This is a genomic window from Nonomuraea sp. SYSU D8015 (genome assembly GCF_008065375.1).
GTDB lineage: Bacteria > Actinomycetota > Actinomycetes > Streptosporangiales > Streptosporangiaceae > Nonomuraea.
Genome location: NZ_VJYI01000001.1, coordinates 991644 through 1009391, shown reverse-complemented (window position 1 = coordinate 1009391; position 17748 = coordinate 991644). Strand labels below are relative to the sequence as shown.

Sequence of the window (17748 nt, the reverse complement as noted above, 5' to 3'; positions counted from 1 at the left end):
CTATCGATGACATCAGATTCTTGGTAGCGCTGATAGCAATCCAGTGCTATCGTGAATTCTGTTAGCGATGGAAACACTCCAGGGAGAAACCCATGAACACGCGCACCCTCGGCGCCCACGGCCCCACCGTGTCGGCGCTCGGGCTCGGCCTGATGGGCATGTCCGACCTCTACGGCCCGGCCGACGAGAAGGAGTCCCTGGCCACCGTCCACGCGGCGCTCGAGGCGGGCGTGACGCTGATGGACACCGGCGACTTCTACGGCATGGGGCACAACGAGCTGCTGCTCCGCGACGCCCTGCGTGGCACCGACCGCGAGCGGGTGGTGATCAGCGTCAAGTTCGGAGCCCTGCGCGGTCCCGACGGCGCCTGGCTCGGCTACGACGCCAGTCCGGCCGCGGTGAAGACCTTCGCCGCCTACAGCCTGCGGCGGCTCGGCACCGACTACATCGACATCTACCGCCCCGCCCGGCTCGACCCGGACGTGCCGATCGAGGAGACCGTCGGCGCGCTGGCCGAACTGGTCGAGGCCGGATACGTCAGGCACATCGGCCTGTCCGAGGTCGGCGCCGAGACGCTGCGCCGGGCCGCGGCCGTGCATCCGATCGCCGACCTGCAGATCGAATACTCCCTGCTCTCACGCGGGATCGAGGCCGAGATCCTGCCGGCGGCACGGGAGCTCGGCATCGGCGTCACGGCCTACGGCGTGCTGTCCCGCGGGCTGCTGAGCGGCCACTGGTCGGCGGAGCGGGATCTCACCGCCGGCGACTTCCGCACCCGCAGCCCGCGGTTCCAGGGCGAGAACCTGAATCGCAACCTGGCGCTGGTGGAGGCGCTGCGTGGCATCGCCGGACAGAAGGGGGCGACCGTCGCGCAGGTCGCGATCGCCTGGGTGGCCCGGCAGGGCGAGGACATCGTGCCGCTCGTCGGCGCGCGCAACCGGACGCGGCTGACCGAGTCCCTCGGCGCGGCCGACGTCCACCTCACCGCTGATGATCTGGCCGCCATCGAGCAGGCCGTGCCGGCCGGCGCCGCCGCGGGCGAACGCTACGCCGCGCCGCAGATGGCACACCTCGACAGCGAGCGCTGACCCGCATGCCGGGATCAAGCCGCTAACAATTTTCTGTTATCGTCGTAACCATGGCGACGAACCACCGCGAACGGATCATCGAGGCGGCCACCGCGCTGCTCGTCAAAGGCGGTCGCGACGCGGTGTCCACCCGTGCCGTGAGCGCCGCGGCCGGGGTGCAGGCCCCGGCCATCTACCGGATCTTCGGTGACAAGCAGGGCCTGCTGGACGCGGTGGCCGGCCACGGCTTCGAGACGTACCTGCGCAGCAAGGAGAGCAACCCGGTCACCGACGACCCGGTGGCCGACCTGCGCCGCGGCTGGGACCTGCACGTCGGCTTCGGCCTGTCGCACCCGGCGCTCTACAGCCTCATCTACGGCGACCCGCGCCCCGGCGGCGAGCCGCCGGCCGCCCGCCGGGCGTCCGAGCTCCTCGCGGGCATCATCCACCGCATCGCCGAAGCGGGCCGCCTGAGCATGACCGAGGAACGCGCGGCCGTGCTGGTCCACGCCGCCGGCCGCGGCATGACGCTCACCCTCATCTCCCTGCCGGAGGAGCAGCGCGACCTGTCCCTGTCCGCGATCGCCCGGGAGTCGGCCATCGCCACGATCACCACCGACCCGCCGCCGGACGAGTCACGCAGCGGGGGGCCGGTCACCGCCGCCGTGGCCCTGCGCGCGGTCCTGCCGCAGACCGCCGCCCTGACCACGTCGGAGCGCGCCCTGCTGGCGGACTGGCTGGACCGCATCGCCACCGCCGGTCAGAGCGCCTGAGGACGTCCCGTGATCCCCGAGACGACGCACGCACGCGACCCCAGACCGCGGGTGACCTCGCTGAGCGAATACGCCATCGACGAGCACCGCGGATTCCTGCCCGGTGAAGACCCGGTGGACGCGCTGCCGGCGTACTACGGCCCCTGGGAGCAGGCCGGGCGGAACATCTCAGTCCTGATCATGACAGGGCGCATCCGGTCCGCGCTCGGGTCGATGCCCGTGCTCACGCCGGACAGGCTGGAGTCGCACGGTGAGCAGGAGCGCGCCATGCTGCTGCTGTCGTTCCTCGCCAACGCGTACGTGTGGGGCGCAGGCACACCGGCGAGCACGCTCCCGGCCCCGGTGGCACGGCCTCTTCACGAGCTGGCCCAAGCGCTGGGCCGGGTGCCGATCGTCGCCCATGCCTCGATCGTCCTCAACAACTGGCGGCGCCTCGATGCGACGGAGCCGCTGAGCACGTCCAACATCGACACGCAGCTGACGTTCCTCGGCGGCGTGGACGAGAAGTGGTTCTACCTCTCGACCGTGGGGGTCGAGCTGGCGGGGGCCGCCGGGCCGCCCCTCCTCGTGCGGGCGCAGCACTCCGCGGCGGCCGGAGACCACGCCCGGCTCACCGAGGCGCTGCTCGGCGTCCGGAAGGTCGTCGACCGCGTGGTCGACGCGTTGCTCGACGTCGAGCGCTGGTGCGACCCCCACGTCTTCTACCACCGGATCAGGCCGTTCCTGACCGGCTGGTCCGCGCCGGGACTGCGGTTCGAGGGCGTGGACTGCGAACCTGTCGTGCTGGCCGGCGGCAGCGCCGCCCAGAGCTCCCTCATCCAGGCCTTCGACGCGGGACTCGACGTCCGGCATCGCGACGAGCTGACGGCCGGCTTCCTGACCGGCATGCGCGCGCACATGCCCGTGCCGCACCGCCGCTTCATCGAGGATCTGGAGGCCGGGCCCTCGGTCCGCGACTTCGTCGCGCGGCACCGCGGCGCCCGGCCGCGGCTGGCCGAGGCGTACAACGCGGCCGTGGACGGCCTGGCCCGGCTCAGGGCCCAGCACATCGGCATCACCGGCCGCTACATCACCCGGTTCGAACGCGGCGGGGAGGCGGCGCGGGGGACCGGCGGGAGCGACTTCGTCAGCTTCCTGAAGAGGTCGCGGGAGGAGACCACCGAGCGGCTGCTGCCGTGACGGGCGCAGGCGTCAGCTGTTCACCGTGACGATGCCGGAGACGCCGTCAATGGTGATCTCCTGGCCGGTGCTGCCTGGCCGGCGCAGGAAGAACCCGTCCAGCCGGCCGCGCATGCGCGACGGTCCCTTGATCTTCCGCCGTGCGGGCACCAGCATGGTCACCGGCAGCCGAGGACGGGAGACGCGCCGACGTGAACGACCACCGCGGCGACGCTCGCAAGATCGAGCGCCCGAGCACACAGGACACCTGCCCGGTCAGCCGGGCCGCCGACGGCACGTGGCAGATCCGCGGTTACGCGCAGGCCCGGGCCGTGCTGCGCAGCGACGTCACCGTCCAGGCCGGGCTGGGCATCGAGACCGTGGAGAAGCTGCCGGCGAGAGTCCGCCGCCCCGTCCTCTACCGGGACGGGCCCGAGCACCGCGAGGACCGGCGCCAGACCGCGAAGTTCTTCACGCCCCGCCGCGTGGACGAGCACTACCGCGGCCTGATGGCGGAGGTCGCCGAGCGCCAGCTGGCGAAGCTGCGGGCGGCGGGTGGGGCGCAGCTGTCCGAGCTGAGCTTCGGCATGGCGATCGAGGTGGCGAGCGCGGTCATCGGCCTCACCTCCAGCAGGCCGGGCATCCGTCTCCGGCTGGAGCGCTTCTTCCCCGAGAAGTTCGGCAAGCCGGGGCTGACCAGCGTGCACGGGATCTACTGGCTCGTCAGGCAGAACGTCAACTGGCTGCGCGTCTACCTGGCCGACGTGCGCCCGGCGATCCGCGACCACCGCCGCCACCCGCGCGACGACCTCATCTCCCACCTGATCTCCGAGGGCTGCACGGCCGCCGAGATCCTCGGCGAGTGCCTGACCTTCGCCGCCGCCGGCATGGTCACCACGCGCGAGTTCATCTGCGTCGCGGCCTGGCACCTCTTCACCGACGAGACGCTGCTGGAGCGCTATCGCGCGGCGGACGAGCCCGGGCGCCTGGCAATCCTGCACGAGATCCTGCGGCTCGAACCCGTGGTGGGCCGGCTGCGCCGCCGCACGACGGCGGAGCTCGACCTGCCCGGCGCCGACGGGCCCGTCACGGTGCCGCCGGGCGCGCTGATCGACGTGCTCGTCGACGCGGCCAACACCGATCCGCTGGCCGTGGGCGCCGAGCCGCTGTCGGTGTGCCCCGGCCGCGCCGTCGACGGAGGCTCCGCGAACGCCGCGGCACTGTCCTTCGGCGACGGTCCGCACCGATGTCCCGGGGCGGGCATCGCGATCCTCGAGACCGACGTCTTCCTCAGCCGTCTCTTCGCCCTGGACGGCGTGCGGATGGCCGCTCACCCCCGTGTGAGCTTCAACAACGACATCGGCGGCTACGAGATCCGCGGGCTGAGGGTCAGCACGGTGTAAGGCATACCCCTTTGCCGGCTCGTGGGCCGGGACCTGGAGCCCCGGCCCACGAGGTAAAGGGATCGTTACTTGGTCACGGTCTCGCAGGCGGAGGTGGGCACGTCGATGGCGTCCACGCTGGCGGTGTCGACGTTGTCGCCGCAGTCGATCACCAGGTCCCGCGTGGTGACGCTGTCCTTGGCCAGGAGCGTGTCCGCACCGGCGAGGCCGTGCAGCTCGTCGGCCCCGAGCCCGCCCTCGATCCGGTTGCCGGCGCTGCTGCCGATGAGGACGTCGTCCTTCGAGCTACCGGTGAGGTGCTCCACATCCGTGAGGATGTTGTCCTTGTCCCCTTCGGAAGGGCGGCCGTCGTCGGCCAGGCCGTTCAGGCTCGCCTTGACCGCCGTCGAGCCGTAGACGACGAAGTCCGCGCCCGCGCCACCGCTGTACGTGATGCTCGTCGGGTTCGGGCCTTTCCCGGCGAAGTAGGCGTCGTTGCCCGCGCCCGCGTTGATGCGGCCGGACAGGCGGGCGGTGACCGAGATGGTGTCGTCGCCGTCGCCGAGCGCGGCAGAGAGATGGGTGATGCCGTTGAGATCGCAGGCCACCCTCTTGGGGTTCTCCTGCCTGCACGTCGGGCCTATGGCCCTGAGCGGGACGACGTCGGTCACGGTCATCTTGCCGCTGCCCGAGAAGACCGACACGCGGTTGGTCTCCCCGGTTCCCGCCGTGTAGAGGATCGTGATGCCGGACACCTGGACGGTTGCTCCGGCGGCGGCGTGACCGGCGGCGGGCAGGGCGGTGACGGCGGCGGCGGACAGCCCGGCGAGAAGGGCCAGACGTCGGGTGGTTCCTAGGATTTTCATGGCGTGCTCCTCCATGGTCGTGGATTCCACGCCGCTGTACGCTTCCTCCGCCGGGTCCGGATCCGGAAAGCGTCAAAGGACGCACAGGCCGGTCGTACTCAGGCGGACACGTGGCCGTCCTCCAGCAGGTGGAGCGCGGCGCCGTCGAGCTGGACGCCCCGATCGGCCGCCACCTGCCCGAGCCGGTGCCGGGCGAGCGCGGCCAGAAGGTCACCGTACGGACGCTGCTCAACCACACCAGCCACATCGCCGACTTTCTCCCCCACGTGTTCCCCTCGGTGCTGGAAGGCTCGCCCGCCAGCCTGGACGCCAACCGCCTCCGCACCTTCGCCAAGGAAGAGCTCGCCGAACCGCGCCTCGGCGCTCCCCCGACCGGCGAGCCGGGAACGGAGCCCGGGGCGTACTCCAACACCAACCACGTGTTCGCCGGCCTGCTGCTGGAGAAGGTGACGGGCACCCGCGACGTGATCCACCGCGCCGGCCTCCGGCACACCTCGTTCCCGCGCACGCCGCACATCCCGGGGCCGCACTCCAAGGCGTACACCTCGCTGTTCGGAGCGATCGACCCGCCGCGTGAGCCTGTACGACATGTCGTGGGCGAGTACGGCGGGCGCCGTCGCGTCGACCTGCCCTGCGGCCGGTTCTGGGGGAAGCGACGGGGCGTCTTCGGCATGGGCACGCGATCGGCGTCCAGCCCGGACGGCCGCCGCCAGGTGTCGTTCGGGATAAACCGCATCTGGTGCCAGCGCCTGGACGAGAACGGCGCCGTCGTGCCCCATCCGATCGATGCGGCGCTGGGCGAGCACACGGTGCCGGCGCTGTGCGGGCCGGGCGCCGCTCCGGCGAAGGCGACGCAGGCGCCGTTCCCCGTCGGCGTGCGCCCGGCGACGTGATCCGTGCGACGGGTGCTAGAGGGGTGTGCAAGGGGTGATCTCCCGGCGGTGGACGATCACGTCGAACCACTGCGCCAAGGAGCCGCCGGTCATGTACGACTTTTGCGGCTGCTCAGGGGTGTAGGCCCGGTAGCCACGCAACTTCGCGGGCGCGCGCAGCCAGTCGAGGACCGCCTTGGGCGCGGGAGAGCGCAGGTCGACGGCGTATTCGTCGAGGCCGGCGTCGCCCAGCGCGCGGTTGACGAAGTCGGCCGCGGGGCGCGGCACCGTAGCCGGGGCGGTGCCGCAGCCGGGGCCGTCGTTGAGCGTGCCGTGGTCGAAGGTGACGCCGACGGACCGGTAGGCGTCGCCGTACCAGCGCCGCAGGTGGGAGCCCGCGCTGTCGAACCGGACCGACTGCCCGCCCGGGACGACCTGCAGGCCGGGGGCGTCGGCCGTGTGGGCGGCGGCCGCCCAGTAGGCGACCTTGTCGCCGGTGTAGCGCTGCCACCAGCGCAGGTTCTCGGCCGCGCGGCTGTCGCGGTAGGCGTAGTTGTCCTTCAGGCTGAAGGCTTCGTACCAGGAGAGGATCTGACGGGCGTGGTGCAGGGCCAGTTGCTGCTCGCGGGTGTGCGGGAGCCGCTTGACCAGCCGGTGGACCTGGCGCGCGTGGTCGATGTAGGGCTGCTTGTCGGTCACGCCCATGTACCACGCCAGGTTGTCGCGGGTGTTCTCGTGGCGGGGGCGCAGGGGTTGCAGATGGCGCTGGAGCGCTTGGAGCTTGTGCGGCGCCGCCTTCGCCACGTACGAGGAGACGGCGTCTCGCCGTCTCGGTGGCGGCCGGCCTCCTCGTCGACGACTACGCCGTGTTGCTGGTGACACGGCTGATGTGCGGCCTGGCCCATGCCGGGTACTGGGCGGTGGCAGCGGTCACCGCGATCAGCCTGGTCAGTCCCAGCCGCACCGCACGCGCCTCCGGCGTGGTCGTCAGCGGGCTCAGCCTCGCGATGGTGGCGGGCGGCCCGGCCGGCGCGTTGCTCAGTCACTTCACCGGGTGGCGGGGCGGATTCTGGGCCGTGGTGGCCCTCACCGCCGCCGGCGCGGTCTTGACGTTCGCCGCCGTGCCCGCGACCCGTGCGGACGCGGAACCCAGCGTGCGGCGGGAGCTTCGCACCATGAGACGACCGCGCCTGTGGGTCGTCTACACCGTGACCCTCCTGAGCACGGCCGCCTACATGATCTCGTACAACTACCTCGCGGCGTTCCTGACCGACGTCACCGGGATCCCGGCCGTGGCCGTTCCCGCGATCCTCACGCTGTTCGGCATCGGCGCCTTCCTCGGCCTTTCCATCGGGGGCAGAATCGCCGACCGGCGGCCCTTCCACGCGCTCCTGGCCGGGGCGATCGGGATAGGAGCCGGTTCCGTCCTGCTGGCAGTCCTCGCCGAGCACGCCGTGGCCGTCGTCCTGCTCGTCCTGCTCCTCGGGATCGCTGGATTCGTGCTGAACCCCGCCATCTACGGGCGAGTGTTCGCCATCGCCTCACAAGCGCCCACCCTCGCCGGGGCCACCGCTGTCTCGGCCTTCCAACTGGGCATCAGCCTCGTTCCCGTCCTGGCAGGGGTCGCGCTCCATGAGGGCGCCGGCGTCGGCTCCATCCCATGGATCGGCGCCGGTCTGGCGCTGGTCACGATCCCGGCCGTCCTCCTCGACCGGGCGATCTCCCGTCGTCGGCCGTAGCGATCGGCTCTCGGCCACCCGCGCTCAGCGGAAGGCGGGGACGGTGGGCGGGCGGCCCATGAAGACGGCGCCCGCGGCGTCGTACATCGCCGGGCTGAGGAAGGCGTGCTCCTGCGGCACCACCGCGTCGCCGAGCAGGGCCTGGAGCGGGTGGTCGCGGTGGATCGCGGCGGTGCCGGAGAGCGAGACGACCTTGTGGACCACCTCCGAGGCGGTCCTGGCGAGGTGGGCGGCCGACAGCCGCATGTGCGCGTTCTGCTCGTCGCTGACCAGGCCGCCTGCGGCGAGCGTCTGCCAGGCCTCGTCGGCGGCCTCGTAGAAGTAGGCGCGGGCGGAGCGGAGCACGGCCTCGGCCTCGGCGATGCCCGCGCGGTAGTAGGCGCGGTCGGCGAGCTTCGGGGCGCCGGTGATGCTCGCCCGGCCGCCGCCGGCCTCCTCGGCGTGGTCGAGGGCGGCCCGGGCGACGCCGGCGGAGACGACGGAGAGCGACTGGGCGGCGTACGTGATCGCGGGGTAGCGGTAGAGCGGCTCGTCGATCACCGGCTCCCCGCCGCGGATGAAGGTCCACTCCCGCTCGACCTCGACGTCCTCGGCGACCAGGTCGAAGGAGCCGGTGCCGCGCATGCCGACGACGTCCCAGTCCCGCACGATCTCCAGGCGCTCGGGGCGTACGACCGCCCCGCGCGGCTTGCCGGAGGTCGAGTCGTCGCCGGGGATGCCGACGCAGACGATGTCGGCGGCCACGCAACCGCTGGCGAACTTCCAGCGGCCGTTGAGGAGGAAGCCGCGCTCCGTCGGGGTGGCCTGCTGAACCGGGAACAGCGCCCCGGCGAAGACGACGTCGGGGCCGTCTGCGTACAGCTTGGCCTGGGTCTCCAGCGGCAGCGAGCCGAGGTAGACCAGCTGGGAGCCGAAGCTCGCCACCCAGCCGGTGGAGCCGTCGACGGCCGAGATCCGCTCGATCTGCTTGAGGAACTCCGGCGGTGCCGTCCTGCGTCATCGCTGCTCCTCGTGGGTTCCGACGCGTACTCCGAGAGGACGCGTACTCCGAGAGTAGGAGGAGCGCTCACGGTCCGTCAGCCGTCTTTCCCTCCTGCCTGGTGCAGGTCGGTGAGGTCGGGCAGCCGACCGGCCACGCGGGCGGCCATCTCGCGGAGCCATGTGTGCGCGGCGTCGTGGGTGTGCAGGGGGTGCCACCACAGGGCTTCCTGCACGGGCACCGCCTCGAACGGGCAGGGCAGCACGCGGACCGGGGCGAGGCCGTGCAGCAGGTGGGCCAGCCGCCGCTGGATCAGCGCGACCCGCCGCGTGCCGGCCACCAGGGCGGGCAGCGCCTGGAAGCTGTGCACGGACACGTCCACGTACGGCTCCAGGCCGAGCATGCTGAGCTGCCGGGTGACGGGCGCGTCGAAGGTCCGCTGGTAGACCGCCCACGGCAGACGGGCCAGGTCGTCCATGGTGATCCGATCGCCGATCTCGGCGTGGTCGGCGGAGATCAGGCAGACCCACTCGTCGCGGTACAGCTCCACCGTCGAGAAGCCGCTGATCACACCGTGGGGCATCAGCAGCCCGTCCACGCTGCTGAGCACCGTGTCGGCGGTTTCCACGATGTCGGGCGGCACGTGCCGGAAGTGCAGCCGGACCCCGGGCGCCTCGGCGTGCAGGGCGCGGGCGAGCTCGGCGCCGAACACCGCGACGGCGTAGTCGGAGGTGAGCAGTGTGAAGTCGTGCTGCTCGGTGGCCGGGCGGAAGTCGGGCCGGCTGCTGAAGAGCCGCTCCAGCATGGCGCAGGCGTTGGCCGCCGGTTCCCGCAGGGCGGTGGCCAGCGGCGTCAGCTCGTAGTGGTTGCCCCTTCTCACCAGCAGCTCGTCGGAGAAGTGGCGGCGGAGCCGGGCCAGCGCCGCGCTGGCGGCGGGCTGGCTGAGCCCGATCTGCGCCCCGGCGCGGGTCACGTTGCGCTCCTCCAGCAGGGCGCGCAGCACGACGAGGAGGTTGAGGTCCAGGCTGGCGAGGTTCACGCGGGCCCTGTCCTATCCGTCTGATGGATGCCGACCATACGGCAAATCAATTTCTCAGATCTGCTCTGTTAGCCCAAGGTTAAGGGCACCACATCCGGAGGAAAACACCGTGGACACATCTTCGCCCCCTGCCGGCCCTTTCGCGGTCGGCACGTTCTCCACCGGCGACGGCCCGGCCTTCCCGGGTCTCGTCACCGGCGAGCAGGTTCTCGACCTGCGTTCCGTTCCCGCGCTGGACCTGCCCGAGCCGACCACGCGCGCGCTGCTGGAGCGCTGGGACGACGTCCTGCCGCTGCTGGGCGAGGCCGCCGCGGCCACGTCGGGCGAGCGGCTGCCGCTGGCCCGGCTACGCGTGCACGCCCCGGTCGAGCCCCGGCAGATCCTGCAGTCCGGGGCCAACTACCGCACCCACGTGATCGACCTGGCCGTGGCGCACGAGCCCGCCGGCGGCCGCCCGGCAGAGCAGGTGCGGGCCGAGGTCGCGGCGATGATGGACCGCCGCGCGGCCGAGGACCAGCCCTACATGTTCGTCGGGCTGCCGTCCTCGGTCACCGGGCCGTACGACGACGTGGTGATCCCGGCCTGGTGCGCCAAGCCGGACTGGGAGCTGGAGCTGGCGGCGGTGATCGGCCGGCCGGCCTTCCGGGTGACCCCGGAGCAGGCGCCGGCGCACGTGGCGGCCTACACCATCGCCAACGACATCACCGCCCGCGAGCTGGTGTTCCGCCGCGACATGCCGGAGATCGGCACCGACTGGCTGCGTGCCAAGAGCGCCCCGACCTTCACCCCGCTGGGCCCGTACCTGGTGCCGTCGGCCTTCGCCGGCGACCCGTCCAACCTGCGGGTGACGCTGCGGCTCAACGGCGACGTCATGCAGGACGAGTCCACCAAGGACATGATCTTCGACGTGGCACGGCTGGTCTCCTACGCCTCGCAGACCGTCGAGCTGCTGCCCGGAGACCTGGTGCTCACCGGAAGCCCCGCCGGGAACGGCCTGCACTGGGGCCGGCTGCTGCGGCCGGGCGACGTGATGGAGGGCACGATCAGCGGGCTGGGCGTCCAGCGCAACCGCTGCGTGGCCGAGGAATCGTGATGGCGGACCGCACCGACCCCGAGCGCGCCATCGCCGAGGCCGCCGCCCGCTGCTCGAACTGGGGCCGCTGGGGCGAGAACGACGTGCTGGGCACCGTCAACTTCATCGACGAGGCCAAACGCCGAGAGGCCGCGGCCCTCGTCCGGCTCGGCGTGTCGTTCTCGTTGTCCCAGCGCTTCGACGCCGACGGCCCGCAGAAGGGCTGGCGCCGCCGTACCAATCCTGTGCACACCATGACCGACACCGGCCTGGACGCCGTCCACGGCGACCAGGGCTTCCCGCACGGGTTCGGCGGCGCGGACGACGTGATCGCCATGCCGCTGCAGTGCTCCACCCAGTGGGACGGCCTGGGCCACATCTTCGACCACGGCAGGGCGTGGAACGGCCGCCCCGCCGACAAGGTCGTCACCAGCGAGGGCGACCTCGTCACCGGCATCGAGCATCTGGCCGCGCCCGTCGCGAGCCGCGGTGTCCTGCTCGACGTGGGGCGCGTCCACGGCGACGACGGCGAGCTGCCGGACGGATTCGCGATCACGGAAGAGCACCTCGCCGCCACGGCCGAGGCGCACGGCGTCGCCGTCGGCCGCGGCGACATCGTGTGCGTGCGCACCGGCCGGCTCACCCGCGCCCGCCGCGACGGGTGGGGCGACTACGCGGGCGGCCCCGCGCCGGGCCTGTCGTTCACCACGGCCGGCTGGCTGCACCGCACCGAGATCGCCGCCGTCGCCACCGACACGTGGGGCTTCGAGGTGCGCCCGAACGAGTTCGACGGCGCCTTCCAGCCGCTGCACCAGGTCGCCATCCCGCACATCGGCCTGCTCGTCGGCGAGATGTGGGACCTGGACGCCCTCGCCGCGCACTGCGCCGCCGACGGCGTCTACGAGTTCTTCCTGGCCGCCGCCCCGCTGCCCGTCACCGGCGCGGTCGGATCCCCCGTCAACCCCCTGGCCTTCAAGTGAGACGACCATGCCAGCAGTAAGCAACGTCCTCGTCGTCGGGGCCGGCACCGCCGGCTCGGCCCTGGCTATCCTGCTCGCCCGCGCCGGCGTCACCGTGGAGCTCGCCGAGATCAAACCGGAGATCACCACGCTCGGCTCCGGCATCACCCTGCAGGGCAACGCGCTGCGGGTGCTGCGCGACCTCGGCGTGTGGGAGCGGGTCAGCGCCGCGGGCTTCGCGTTCGACTCGCTCGGGCTGCGCGCCCCCGACGGGACGCTGCTCGCGGAGATCCCCGACGCCCGCACCGGCGGCCCCGACCTGCCGGCGACCCTCGGCATGAACCGCCCGGAACTGGCCGCCGTCCTGGCCGACGCCGTGCGCGACGCCGGCGCCACGACCATGTACGGGACGACGGTGGACGCGGTCGCGGAAACCGGCAGGGTGCGGCTGTCCGACGGCACCGAGCGCGTCTATGACCTGGTCGTGGGCGCCGACGGCATCCGGTCCAAGGTGCGCGGCCTGCTCGGCATCGACGTCGCCCCCGAGCCGAACGGCATGGGCATCTGGCGCATCCACACCCGTCGCCCCAAGGAGGTCGAGCGCACCGACCTGACCTACGGCGGCCCCTGCTTCATCGGCGGTTACTGCCCGACCGGCCCGGACACCATGTACGCGTACCTGGTGGAGAGGGCCAGGCCCCGCGAGGCGGTCGGCGACAAGGTCGCCCACATGCGGGCGCTCGCCGAGGGCTACGGCGGCGTCTGGGCGGAGATCAGCGCCGGTATCACCGACCCGGACCGCATCAACTACACCTGGTTCGAGTGGCTGCTGGTGGACCGCCCGTGGAACCGCGGACGGGTCGTCCTGATCGGCGACGCCGCGCACGCCTGCCCGCCCACGCTCGCCCAGGGCGCCGCCCAGTGCCTGGAGGACGCGGCCGTCCTGGCCGAGCTGCTGCTCGCCGCCGACCGGCTGGACCAGGAGCTGTTCGACGCCTTCATGGACCGACGCCACGCGCGCGTCAAGGCGGTGGTCGAGGCGTCCCTGCAGCTGGCCCGCTGGCAACTGGAGCACGCCAGGGACGCCGACGTCCCGGGGCTGATGGGCCGCATCGCCGCGATGGTGACCGAACGCCCGTGATCACCGTCGACGTGCACGCGCACGTGCTGCTGCCCGAGATCGAGCAGGCCGTCCAGGGCCATCCCGGACTGGCCGCGCACCGCGAGCTGGACGCCCGGCGCAACGGCCCCGACGCGCTGGCCGTCTCCGGCCGGATGATCGGCGAGCGGATCGGCCTGCTGACCCGCGTCCCCGACCGGCTCGCCGCCATGGACGCCGCCGGCGTGGACGTGCAGATCGTCTCCCCGTCCCCGAACCACTACCACTACTGGGCCGATCCCGGCCTGGCCGGGCGGATCTGCCGCCTGGCCGCCGAGGGCGTGGCCGAGCACGTGGCCCAGGCCCCCGGCCGCCTGTACGGCCTCGGCCTGGCCCCGCTCCAGCACCCCTCCCTCCTGATGGAGGCCCTGGAGCACGCGCTCGGCCTGGGGCTGAAGGGCGTGGAGATTTCCTCGCACGCCCCCGGCCGCGACCTGTCCGACCCCGCCTACGAGCCTTTCTGGGCGAGCGCCGCCGAGAGCGGGGCGGTGGTCTTCCTCCACCCGTTCGGCTGCACGCTCGACGAGCGGCTCGACCGCTGGTACCTGTCCAACATCGTCGGCCAGCCCGTCGAGAACGCCGTCGCCCTCTCCCATCTGATCTTCTCCGGCGTGCTCGACCGGCATCCTGGGCTGAGGCTGCTGGCCGCGCACGGCGGCGGCTACCTGCCGTACTACCTGGGCCGGGCCGACCACGGCTGGCGGACGCGGCCCGACGCCCGCGGCTGCGCCCGCGAGCCCAGCAGCTACCTGCGCGAGCTGCACTTCGACTCCCTCGTGCACGACCCGTCCGCGCTGCGCACGCTCGCCGGGGTCGCCGGGCGGGAGCGGGTGCTGCTCGGCTCCGACTTCCCCTTCGACATGGGCGACCCCGACCCGCTGGCGGCCCTCCGCGCGAGCGGCCTGCCCCCCGACCTCTGTGACGCGATCCGCGGCGGCAACGCCGTCCGCCTGTTCGATCTGAAGGACCATCGATGAGACTGATCACGCATCTGCGGCACGTCGATCTGGCCGTGCCCGACTACGACAAGCAACGCGACTTCTACTCCGGCGTCTGGGGCCTGACCGAGGTCGCCGGCGACACCGGCATCTCGTTCCTGGCCGCCGAGGGCTCGCCCGAGCAGTACGTCATCCGCCTGCGCAAGGCCGGCGAGAAGCGGCTCGACCTGATCTCCTTCGGCGCCGCCTCAGAAGACGACGTCGACGCGCTGGCGGAACAGCTGCGCGCCGCCGAGGTGCGGCTGGTCAGCGAGCCCGGCAAGCTCGACACGCCCGGCGGCGGCTACGGCTTCCGCTTCTTCGACGTCGACGGCCGCACCGTCGAGGTCTCCGCCGACGTCGCGGTCAGGCGGCACCGCAGGCTGGAGCCCAAGGAGTCGGTGCCCGTGCGGCTCTCCCACGTGGTGCTCAACTCCCCGGACATCGACGTCACCCGCACCTGGTACGAGACCCACCTCGGCTTCGCCCTGTCCGACACCCTCGCCCACCCGCGCATGGGCGAGGTCATGCACTTCATGCGCTGCAACCCCCAGCACCACAGCATGGCCATCGCCCGCGGCCCGCACGCCAGCCTGCACCACATCAGCTTCGAGCTTCGTGGACTCGACGAGTACATGTACGGCACGGGCCGCCTGCTCCGCGCCGGGGTCCGCATGATCTGGGGCCCGGGACGCCACCTGGCCGGCGACAACACCTTCTCCTACTTCCTCGACCCGCACGGCAACACCGTCGAGTACACCACCGAGCTGGAGGAGCTGGACGAGGACGCCTGGCACCCGCACGTCCACGACTTCTCCCAGCCCGAGGTCACCGACCAGTGGGGCACCGCCAACCCCATGAACGAGCTCGTCGCCAAGGAGTCCTTCAACGACGTCGACCGCGGCCTGTTCGTCGCCCCGCCGGTCTGATCGGGAGCCACCATGCGCCTGGCCACCTGCCTTCACCAGGGCACGCGCCGCTGCGGCCTCGTGAGCGGCGAGTCGATCCTGCCCTTTCCCCCGGGCACCGATCTGCTCGACGTGCTCGGCTCCGCCGGCGTCCCCGCGACCGGTGCGGCCGTGCCCCTGGCCGAGGTCCGGCTGCTGCCGCCGATCGAGCCGCCCGCGGTCCGCGACTTCGTCGCCTTCGAAGAGCACGTCGAGGGCGTGCGGCGGAGCGTCAGCGGTGCCACCGGTGTCCCCGACGCCTGGTACGACGCGCCGACCTTCTATTTCTCCAACCCGTACGCGATGATCGGCGCGCACGACGACGTGCCGATGCCGCCCGGCTGCCACGTCCTCGACTTCGAGCTGGAGGTCGCCGCCGTCATCGGCCGCCCGGGCCGGGACCTAGCGCCCGAGCAGGCCCGCGACCACATCTACGGCTACACCGTCTTCAACGACTGGTCGGCCCGCGACCTGCAGTCCCGCGAGATGCAGGTCGGGCTCGGCCCGTGCAAGGGCAAGGACGCCGCCACCACGCTCGGCCCGTGGCTGGTCACCGCCGACGAGCTGGAGCCGTACCGCGACGCCGACGGCTTCCTGCGCCTGGCACTCACCGCCGAGGTCAACGGCGAGGTCGTCGGCCGCGACCTGCTGTCCAACATGGCCTGGCCGTTCGAGGACCTGGTCGCCTACGCCTCCCGCGGCGCCTGGGTCCGGACCGGTGACGTGCTGGGCTCCGGCACCTGCGGCAACGGCGGCTGCCTGGCCGAACTGTGGGGGCGCACCGGCGCCCAGGACCCGCCCCCGCTCAAGCCCGGCGACACGGTGACCCTCACCGTCGAGGGCATCGGCGTCGTCTCCAACACCGTCGTCCCCGGCGTGGACCCGCTGCCGATCCCCACCGCCCGCCCTCGCCCCCGCACCCGTCCCTGACGCGCACCCACGACGGGACCTCAGTTCGCGGTCAGTCCGCCATGAAGCCCGAGGGGCGGCGCAGGGGCCATCGGTCCACTGCCTCCAGGGCGGAGGCCAGGCGGATGAGCACGGCCTCGTCCCACGGGCCGCCCACGAGCTGGACGCCGATCGGGAGACCCGTGGGCGAGGCGTGCAGGGGCAGGCTGATCGCCGGCAGGCCGGTGATGTTGCAGACCGCGGTGAACGAGATCATCTGAGTCTCCGTGACCCGCAGCCCGTCGGGGTTGTCGTTGGCCTCCTGGAGCACGGCGTCGACGAGCGGCGGGAGGCAGGCCATGGTGGGGGTGAGCAGGACGTCGAAATCGCCGCCCCACTGGGCGACGACGGCGCGGGATTCCAGCTGCAGGCGGCACGCGGCCCGTACGTACTCGCCGGAGTGCCTGGTCCTCGCGCGTGCCATCCGGCGGCGCAGGTGTGGTTCGGCGAGTTCCGGCTGATCGTAGGGCATGGCCCACAGGGCGGCGTCCAGAACCGTCTGCGCGTACCCCATGATCGCCTCCTCGCTGAAGAACCGCGGAGATGCGGGGAAGACCTCGTGGCCGAGTGACTCCAGGAGCCGCGCCGCCCGCTCGGCCGCCTCGACGCAGAGGGGGTCCACCGGCATGCCGGTGGGCGCCTGGGTGAGCAGGCCGATGCGCAACCGCCCGCTGTCGCGCCCCACTTCCTCGGCGAAGGGGCGTTCCGGGGCGGGCGCCTGGTACCAGGCCAGCCGGTCCGGTACGGACATGACGTCGAGCAGCGCGGCGGCATCCCGCGTGTAGCGGGTGATCGCCCCTTCGACGGTGGCGTGCTCCCAGGCCGCCACCTGCTGCGGGACCCGTCCCCTGCTGGGTTTGAGCCCTACCAGGCCGCAGCTGGAGGACGGCATGCGGATCGAGCCGCCGCCGTCGTTGGCGTGCGCCACGGGGCTCAGCCCGGCGGCCACCGCGGCCGCCGCGCCGCCGCTGGACCCGCCGGGGCTGTGGGCGAGGTCCCAGGGGTTGCGGGTGCTGCCGAAGCGGCGGTTGTCGGTGGTGGACAACACGCCCATCTCGGGGCTGTTCGTGCGGCCCATGAGCAGGAATCCGGCGTCCAGGAAGCGCGTGACGACGGGTTCGCTCTCCGGCCTGGGCCGGTCGTGCACACCCAGGGAGCCGTAGGTGGCCGGCTGGCCTGCCACGTCGGTCAGCTCCTTGATCGGAATGGGCACTCCGTGGAACGGCGGCAGGTCCTCGCCGTCGGCGACGGCCTGCTCGGCCCGCCTGGCGGCGGCGCGCACCTCGTCGTCATCACGCCAGGTGAAGCAGGTCAGGGAAGGGTCATAGCGATCGATCCGGTCCAGGTACGTGTCCACGATCTCGACGGGGCTCAGGTCGCGCTTGCGTACGGCCGTGGCGAGATCGACGGCGGAGGAGAAGGGATCCATATCAGCTCCAAAAGGGAAATCAGCGGACCATGAGCAGCTCGTCGAGCCGCTGACGGGTTTCGGGGCCGACCGGCGTGTCGAGCACGAGGCGGCCCGCCTCCATGACGAGGGCGCGATGGCACCGGTCGAGCATCAGCCCGGCGTGCTGGTCGACGACGATCACCGCCACGCCGGCCGCGGCGACGGCGGTCAGCCCGGCCAGCACCTCGGCCACGAGCGAGGGCTGCAGGCCCTGGGTCAGCTCGTCCACCACGACCATGCGCCGGCCGGCGAGGATCGCCCGCGCCACGCCGAGCTGCTGTTTCTGCCCGCCGGAGAGGGTGCCGGCCGGTTGGCCGGCCCGCTCGGTCAGCAGCGGGAACAGCTCGCGAGGGTCGACGGC

At 72.4% G+C, this 17748-nt stretch carries 18 protein-coding genes and 1 pseudogene; 12 read left to right on the top strand and 7 right to left on the bottom strand.

Translation table 11 applies throughout. The features are described 5' to 3' along the window. Positions 1–92: 92 nt before the first annotated feature. From ID574_RS06780 to ID574_RS06770, 3 genes are read left to right on the top strand one after another with little or no spacing between them, the layout of a single operon-like run. The gene (locus ID574_RS06780; RefSeq protein WP_188187838.1) at positions 93–1088 is read left to right on the top strand and encodes an aldo/keto reductase; all 996 of its coding nucleotides are present in this window, start codon (positions 93–95) and stop codon (positions 1086–1088) included. A gap of 50 nt (positions 1089–1138) precedes the next feature. After that, positions 1139–1840 (top strand): TetR/AcrR family transcriptional regulator, encoded by a 702-nt coding sequence (locus ID574_RS06775; RefSeq protein ID WP_188187837.1) that lies wholly within the window; start codon positions 1139–1141, stop codon positions 1838–1840. Positions 1841–1849: 9 nt separating this feature from the next. Further along, positions 1850–3019: an indoleamine 2,3-dioxygenase gene (locus ID574_RS06770; protein ID WP_188187836.1), complete on the top strand. Its 1170-nt coding sequence runs from the start codon at positions 1850–1852 to the stop codon at positions 3017–3019. A 12-nt stretch (positions 3020–3031) separates the two neighbouring features. Here the strand turns inward: ID574_RS06770 and ID574_RS06765 are convergent, their stop codons facing one another. Beyond that, positions 3032–3181 (bottom strand): hypothetical protein, encoded by a 150-nt coding sequence (locus ID574_RS06765; protein WP_188187835.1) that lies wholly within the window; start codon positions 3179–3181, stop codon positions 3032–3034. 29 nt (positions 3182–3210) lie between these two features. Here ID574_RS06765 and ID574_RS06760 point away from each other — a divergent pair, with 29 nt between their 5' ends. Further along, entirely contained in the window at positions 3211–4401 is a 1191-nt protein-coding gene (locus ID574_RS06760) for a cytochrome P450 (RefSeq protein WP_188187834.1), read from the top strand. A gap of 65 nt (positions 4402–4466) precedes the next feature. Here the strand turns inward: ID574_RS06760 and ID574_RS06755 are convergent, their stop codons facing one another. Continuing rightward, positions 4467–5246, bottom strand: coding sequence for a hypothetical protein (locus ID574_RS06755; protein WP_188187833.1), 780 nt, complete (start codon positions 5244–5246; stop codon positions 4467–4469). Between the two features lie 110 nt (positions 5247–5356). Here ID574_RS06755 and ID574_RS06750 point away from each other — a divergent pair, with 110 nt between their 5' ends. After that, complete coding sequence (locus ID574_RS06750; protein ID WP_223166422.1) at positions 5357–6139, top strand: serine hydrolase domain-containing protein; 783 nt, start codon at positions 5357–5359, stop codon at positions 6137–6139. Between the two features lie 15 nt (positions 6140–6154). Here ID574_RS06750 and ID574_RS06745 read toward each other — a convergent pair whose 3' ends face one another. Further along, complete coding sequence (locus tag ID574_RS06745; protein WP_223166421.1) at positions 6155–7000, bottom strand: erythromycin esterase family protein; 846 nt, start codon at positions 6998–7000, stop codon at positions 6155–6157. On the opposite strand from ID574_RS06745, the pseudogene ID574_RS06740 reads away from it, so the two are divergent. Then, positions 6946–7857 (top strand): annotated as a pseudogene (locus ID574_RS06740) (MFS transporter); the annotation flags it as partial. The gene ID574_RS06745 and the pseudogene ID574_RS06740 sit on opposite strands and share 55 nt — an antisense overlap. A 24-nt stretch (positions 7858–7881) precedes the next feature. Here the strand turns inward: ID574_RS06740 and ID574_RS06735 are convergent. Together ID574_RS06735 and ID574_RS06730 are read right to left on the bottom strand one after the other, a co-directional pair. Further along, the gene (locus ID574_RS06735; protein ID WP_223166420.1) at positions 7882–8781 is read right to left on the bottom strand and encodes an acyl-CoA dehydrogenase family protein; all 900 of its coding nucleotides are present in this window, start codon (positions 8779–8781) and stop codon (positions 7882–7884) included. 152 nt (positions 8782–8933) lie between these two features. Next, positions 8934–9875 carry a LysR family transcriptional regulator gene (locus tag ID574_RS06730; protein ID WP_188187831.1) on the bottom strand — a complete coding sequence of 314 codons (942 nt, stop codon included), beginning with the start codon at positions 9873–9875 and terminating at the stop codon, positions 8934–8936. A 109-nt stretch (positions 9876–9984) separates the two neighbouring features. On the opposite strand from ID574_RS06730, the gene ID574_RS06725 reads away from it, so the two are divergent. The 6 genes from ID574_RS06725 to ID574_RS06700 are packed head-to-tail and all read left to right on the top strand — an operon-like array spanning position 9985 to position 15919. Continuing rightward, positions 9985–10968, top strand: a complete 984-nt coding sequence (locus ID574_RS06725) for a fumarylacetoacetate hydrolase family protein (RefSeq protein ID WP_188187830.1) — start codon at positions 9985–9987, stop codon at positions 10966–10968. Further along, the gene (locus tag ID574_RS06720; RefSeq protein ID WP_223166419.1) at positions 10968–11927 is read left to right on the top strand and encodes a cyclase family protein; all 960 of its coding nucleotides are present in this window, start codon (positions 10968–10970) and stop codon (positions 11925–11927) included. The genes ID574_RS06725 and ID574_RS06720 overlap by 1 nt, the downstream gene beginning before the upstream one ends. 7 nt (positions 11928–11934) lie before the next feature. Next, positions 11935–13047: an FAD-dependent monooxygenase gene (locus ID574_RS06715; protein WP_188187828.1), complete on the top strand. Its 1113-nt coding sequence runs from the start codon at positions 11935–11937 to the stop codon at positions 13045–13047. Further along, positions 13044–14042, top strand: coding sequence for an amidohydrolase family protein (locus tag ID574_RS06710; protein WP_223166418.1), 999 nt, complete (start codon positions 13044–13046; stop codon positions 14040–14042). The genes ID574_RS06715 and ID574_RS06710 overlap by 4 nt, the downstream gene beginning before the upstream one ends. Next, complete coding sequence (locus ID574_RS06705; protein WP_188187827.1) at positions 14039–14971, top strand: VOC family protein; 933 nt, start codon at positions 14039–14041, stop codon at positions 14969–14971. The genes ID574_RS06710 and ID574_RS06705 overlap by 4 nt, the downstream gene beginning before the upstream one ends. A gap of 12 nt (positions 14972–14983) precedes the next feature. Continuing rightward, positions 14984–15919 (top strand): fumarylacetoacetate hydrolase family protein, encoded by a 936-nt coding sequence (locus tag ID574_RS06700; protein ID WP_188187826.1) that lies wholly within the window; start codon positions 14984–14986, stop codon positions 15917–15919. Positions 15920–15950: 31 nt separating this feature from the next. Here ID574_RS06700 and ID574_RS06695 read toward each other — a convergent pair whose 3' ends face one another. Continuing rightward, on the bottom strand, positions 15951–17366 hold the full coding sequence (locus ID574_RS06695; RefSeq protein ID WP_188187825.1) for an amidase: 1416 nt from the start codon (positions 17364–17366) through the stop codon (positions 15951–15953). A 19-nt stretch (positions 17367–17385) separates the two neighbouring features. Then, complete coding sequence (locus ID574_RS61480; RefSeq protein WP_262495959.1) at positions 17386–17718, bottom strand: ATP-binding cassette domain-containing protein; 333 nt, start codon at positions 17716–17718, stop codon at positions 17386–17388. Positions 17719–17748: the final 30 nt, after the last annotated feature.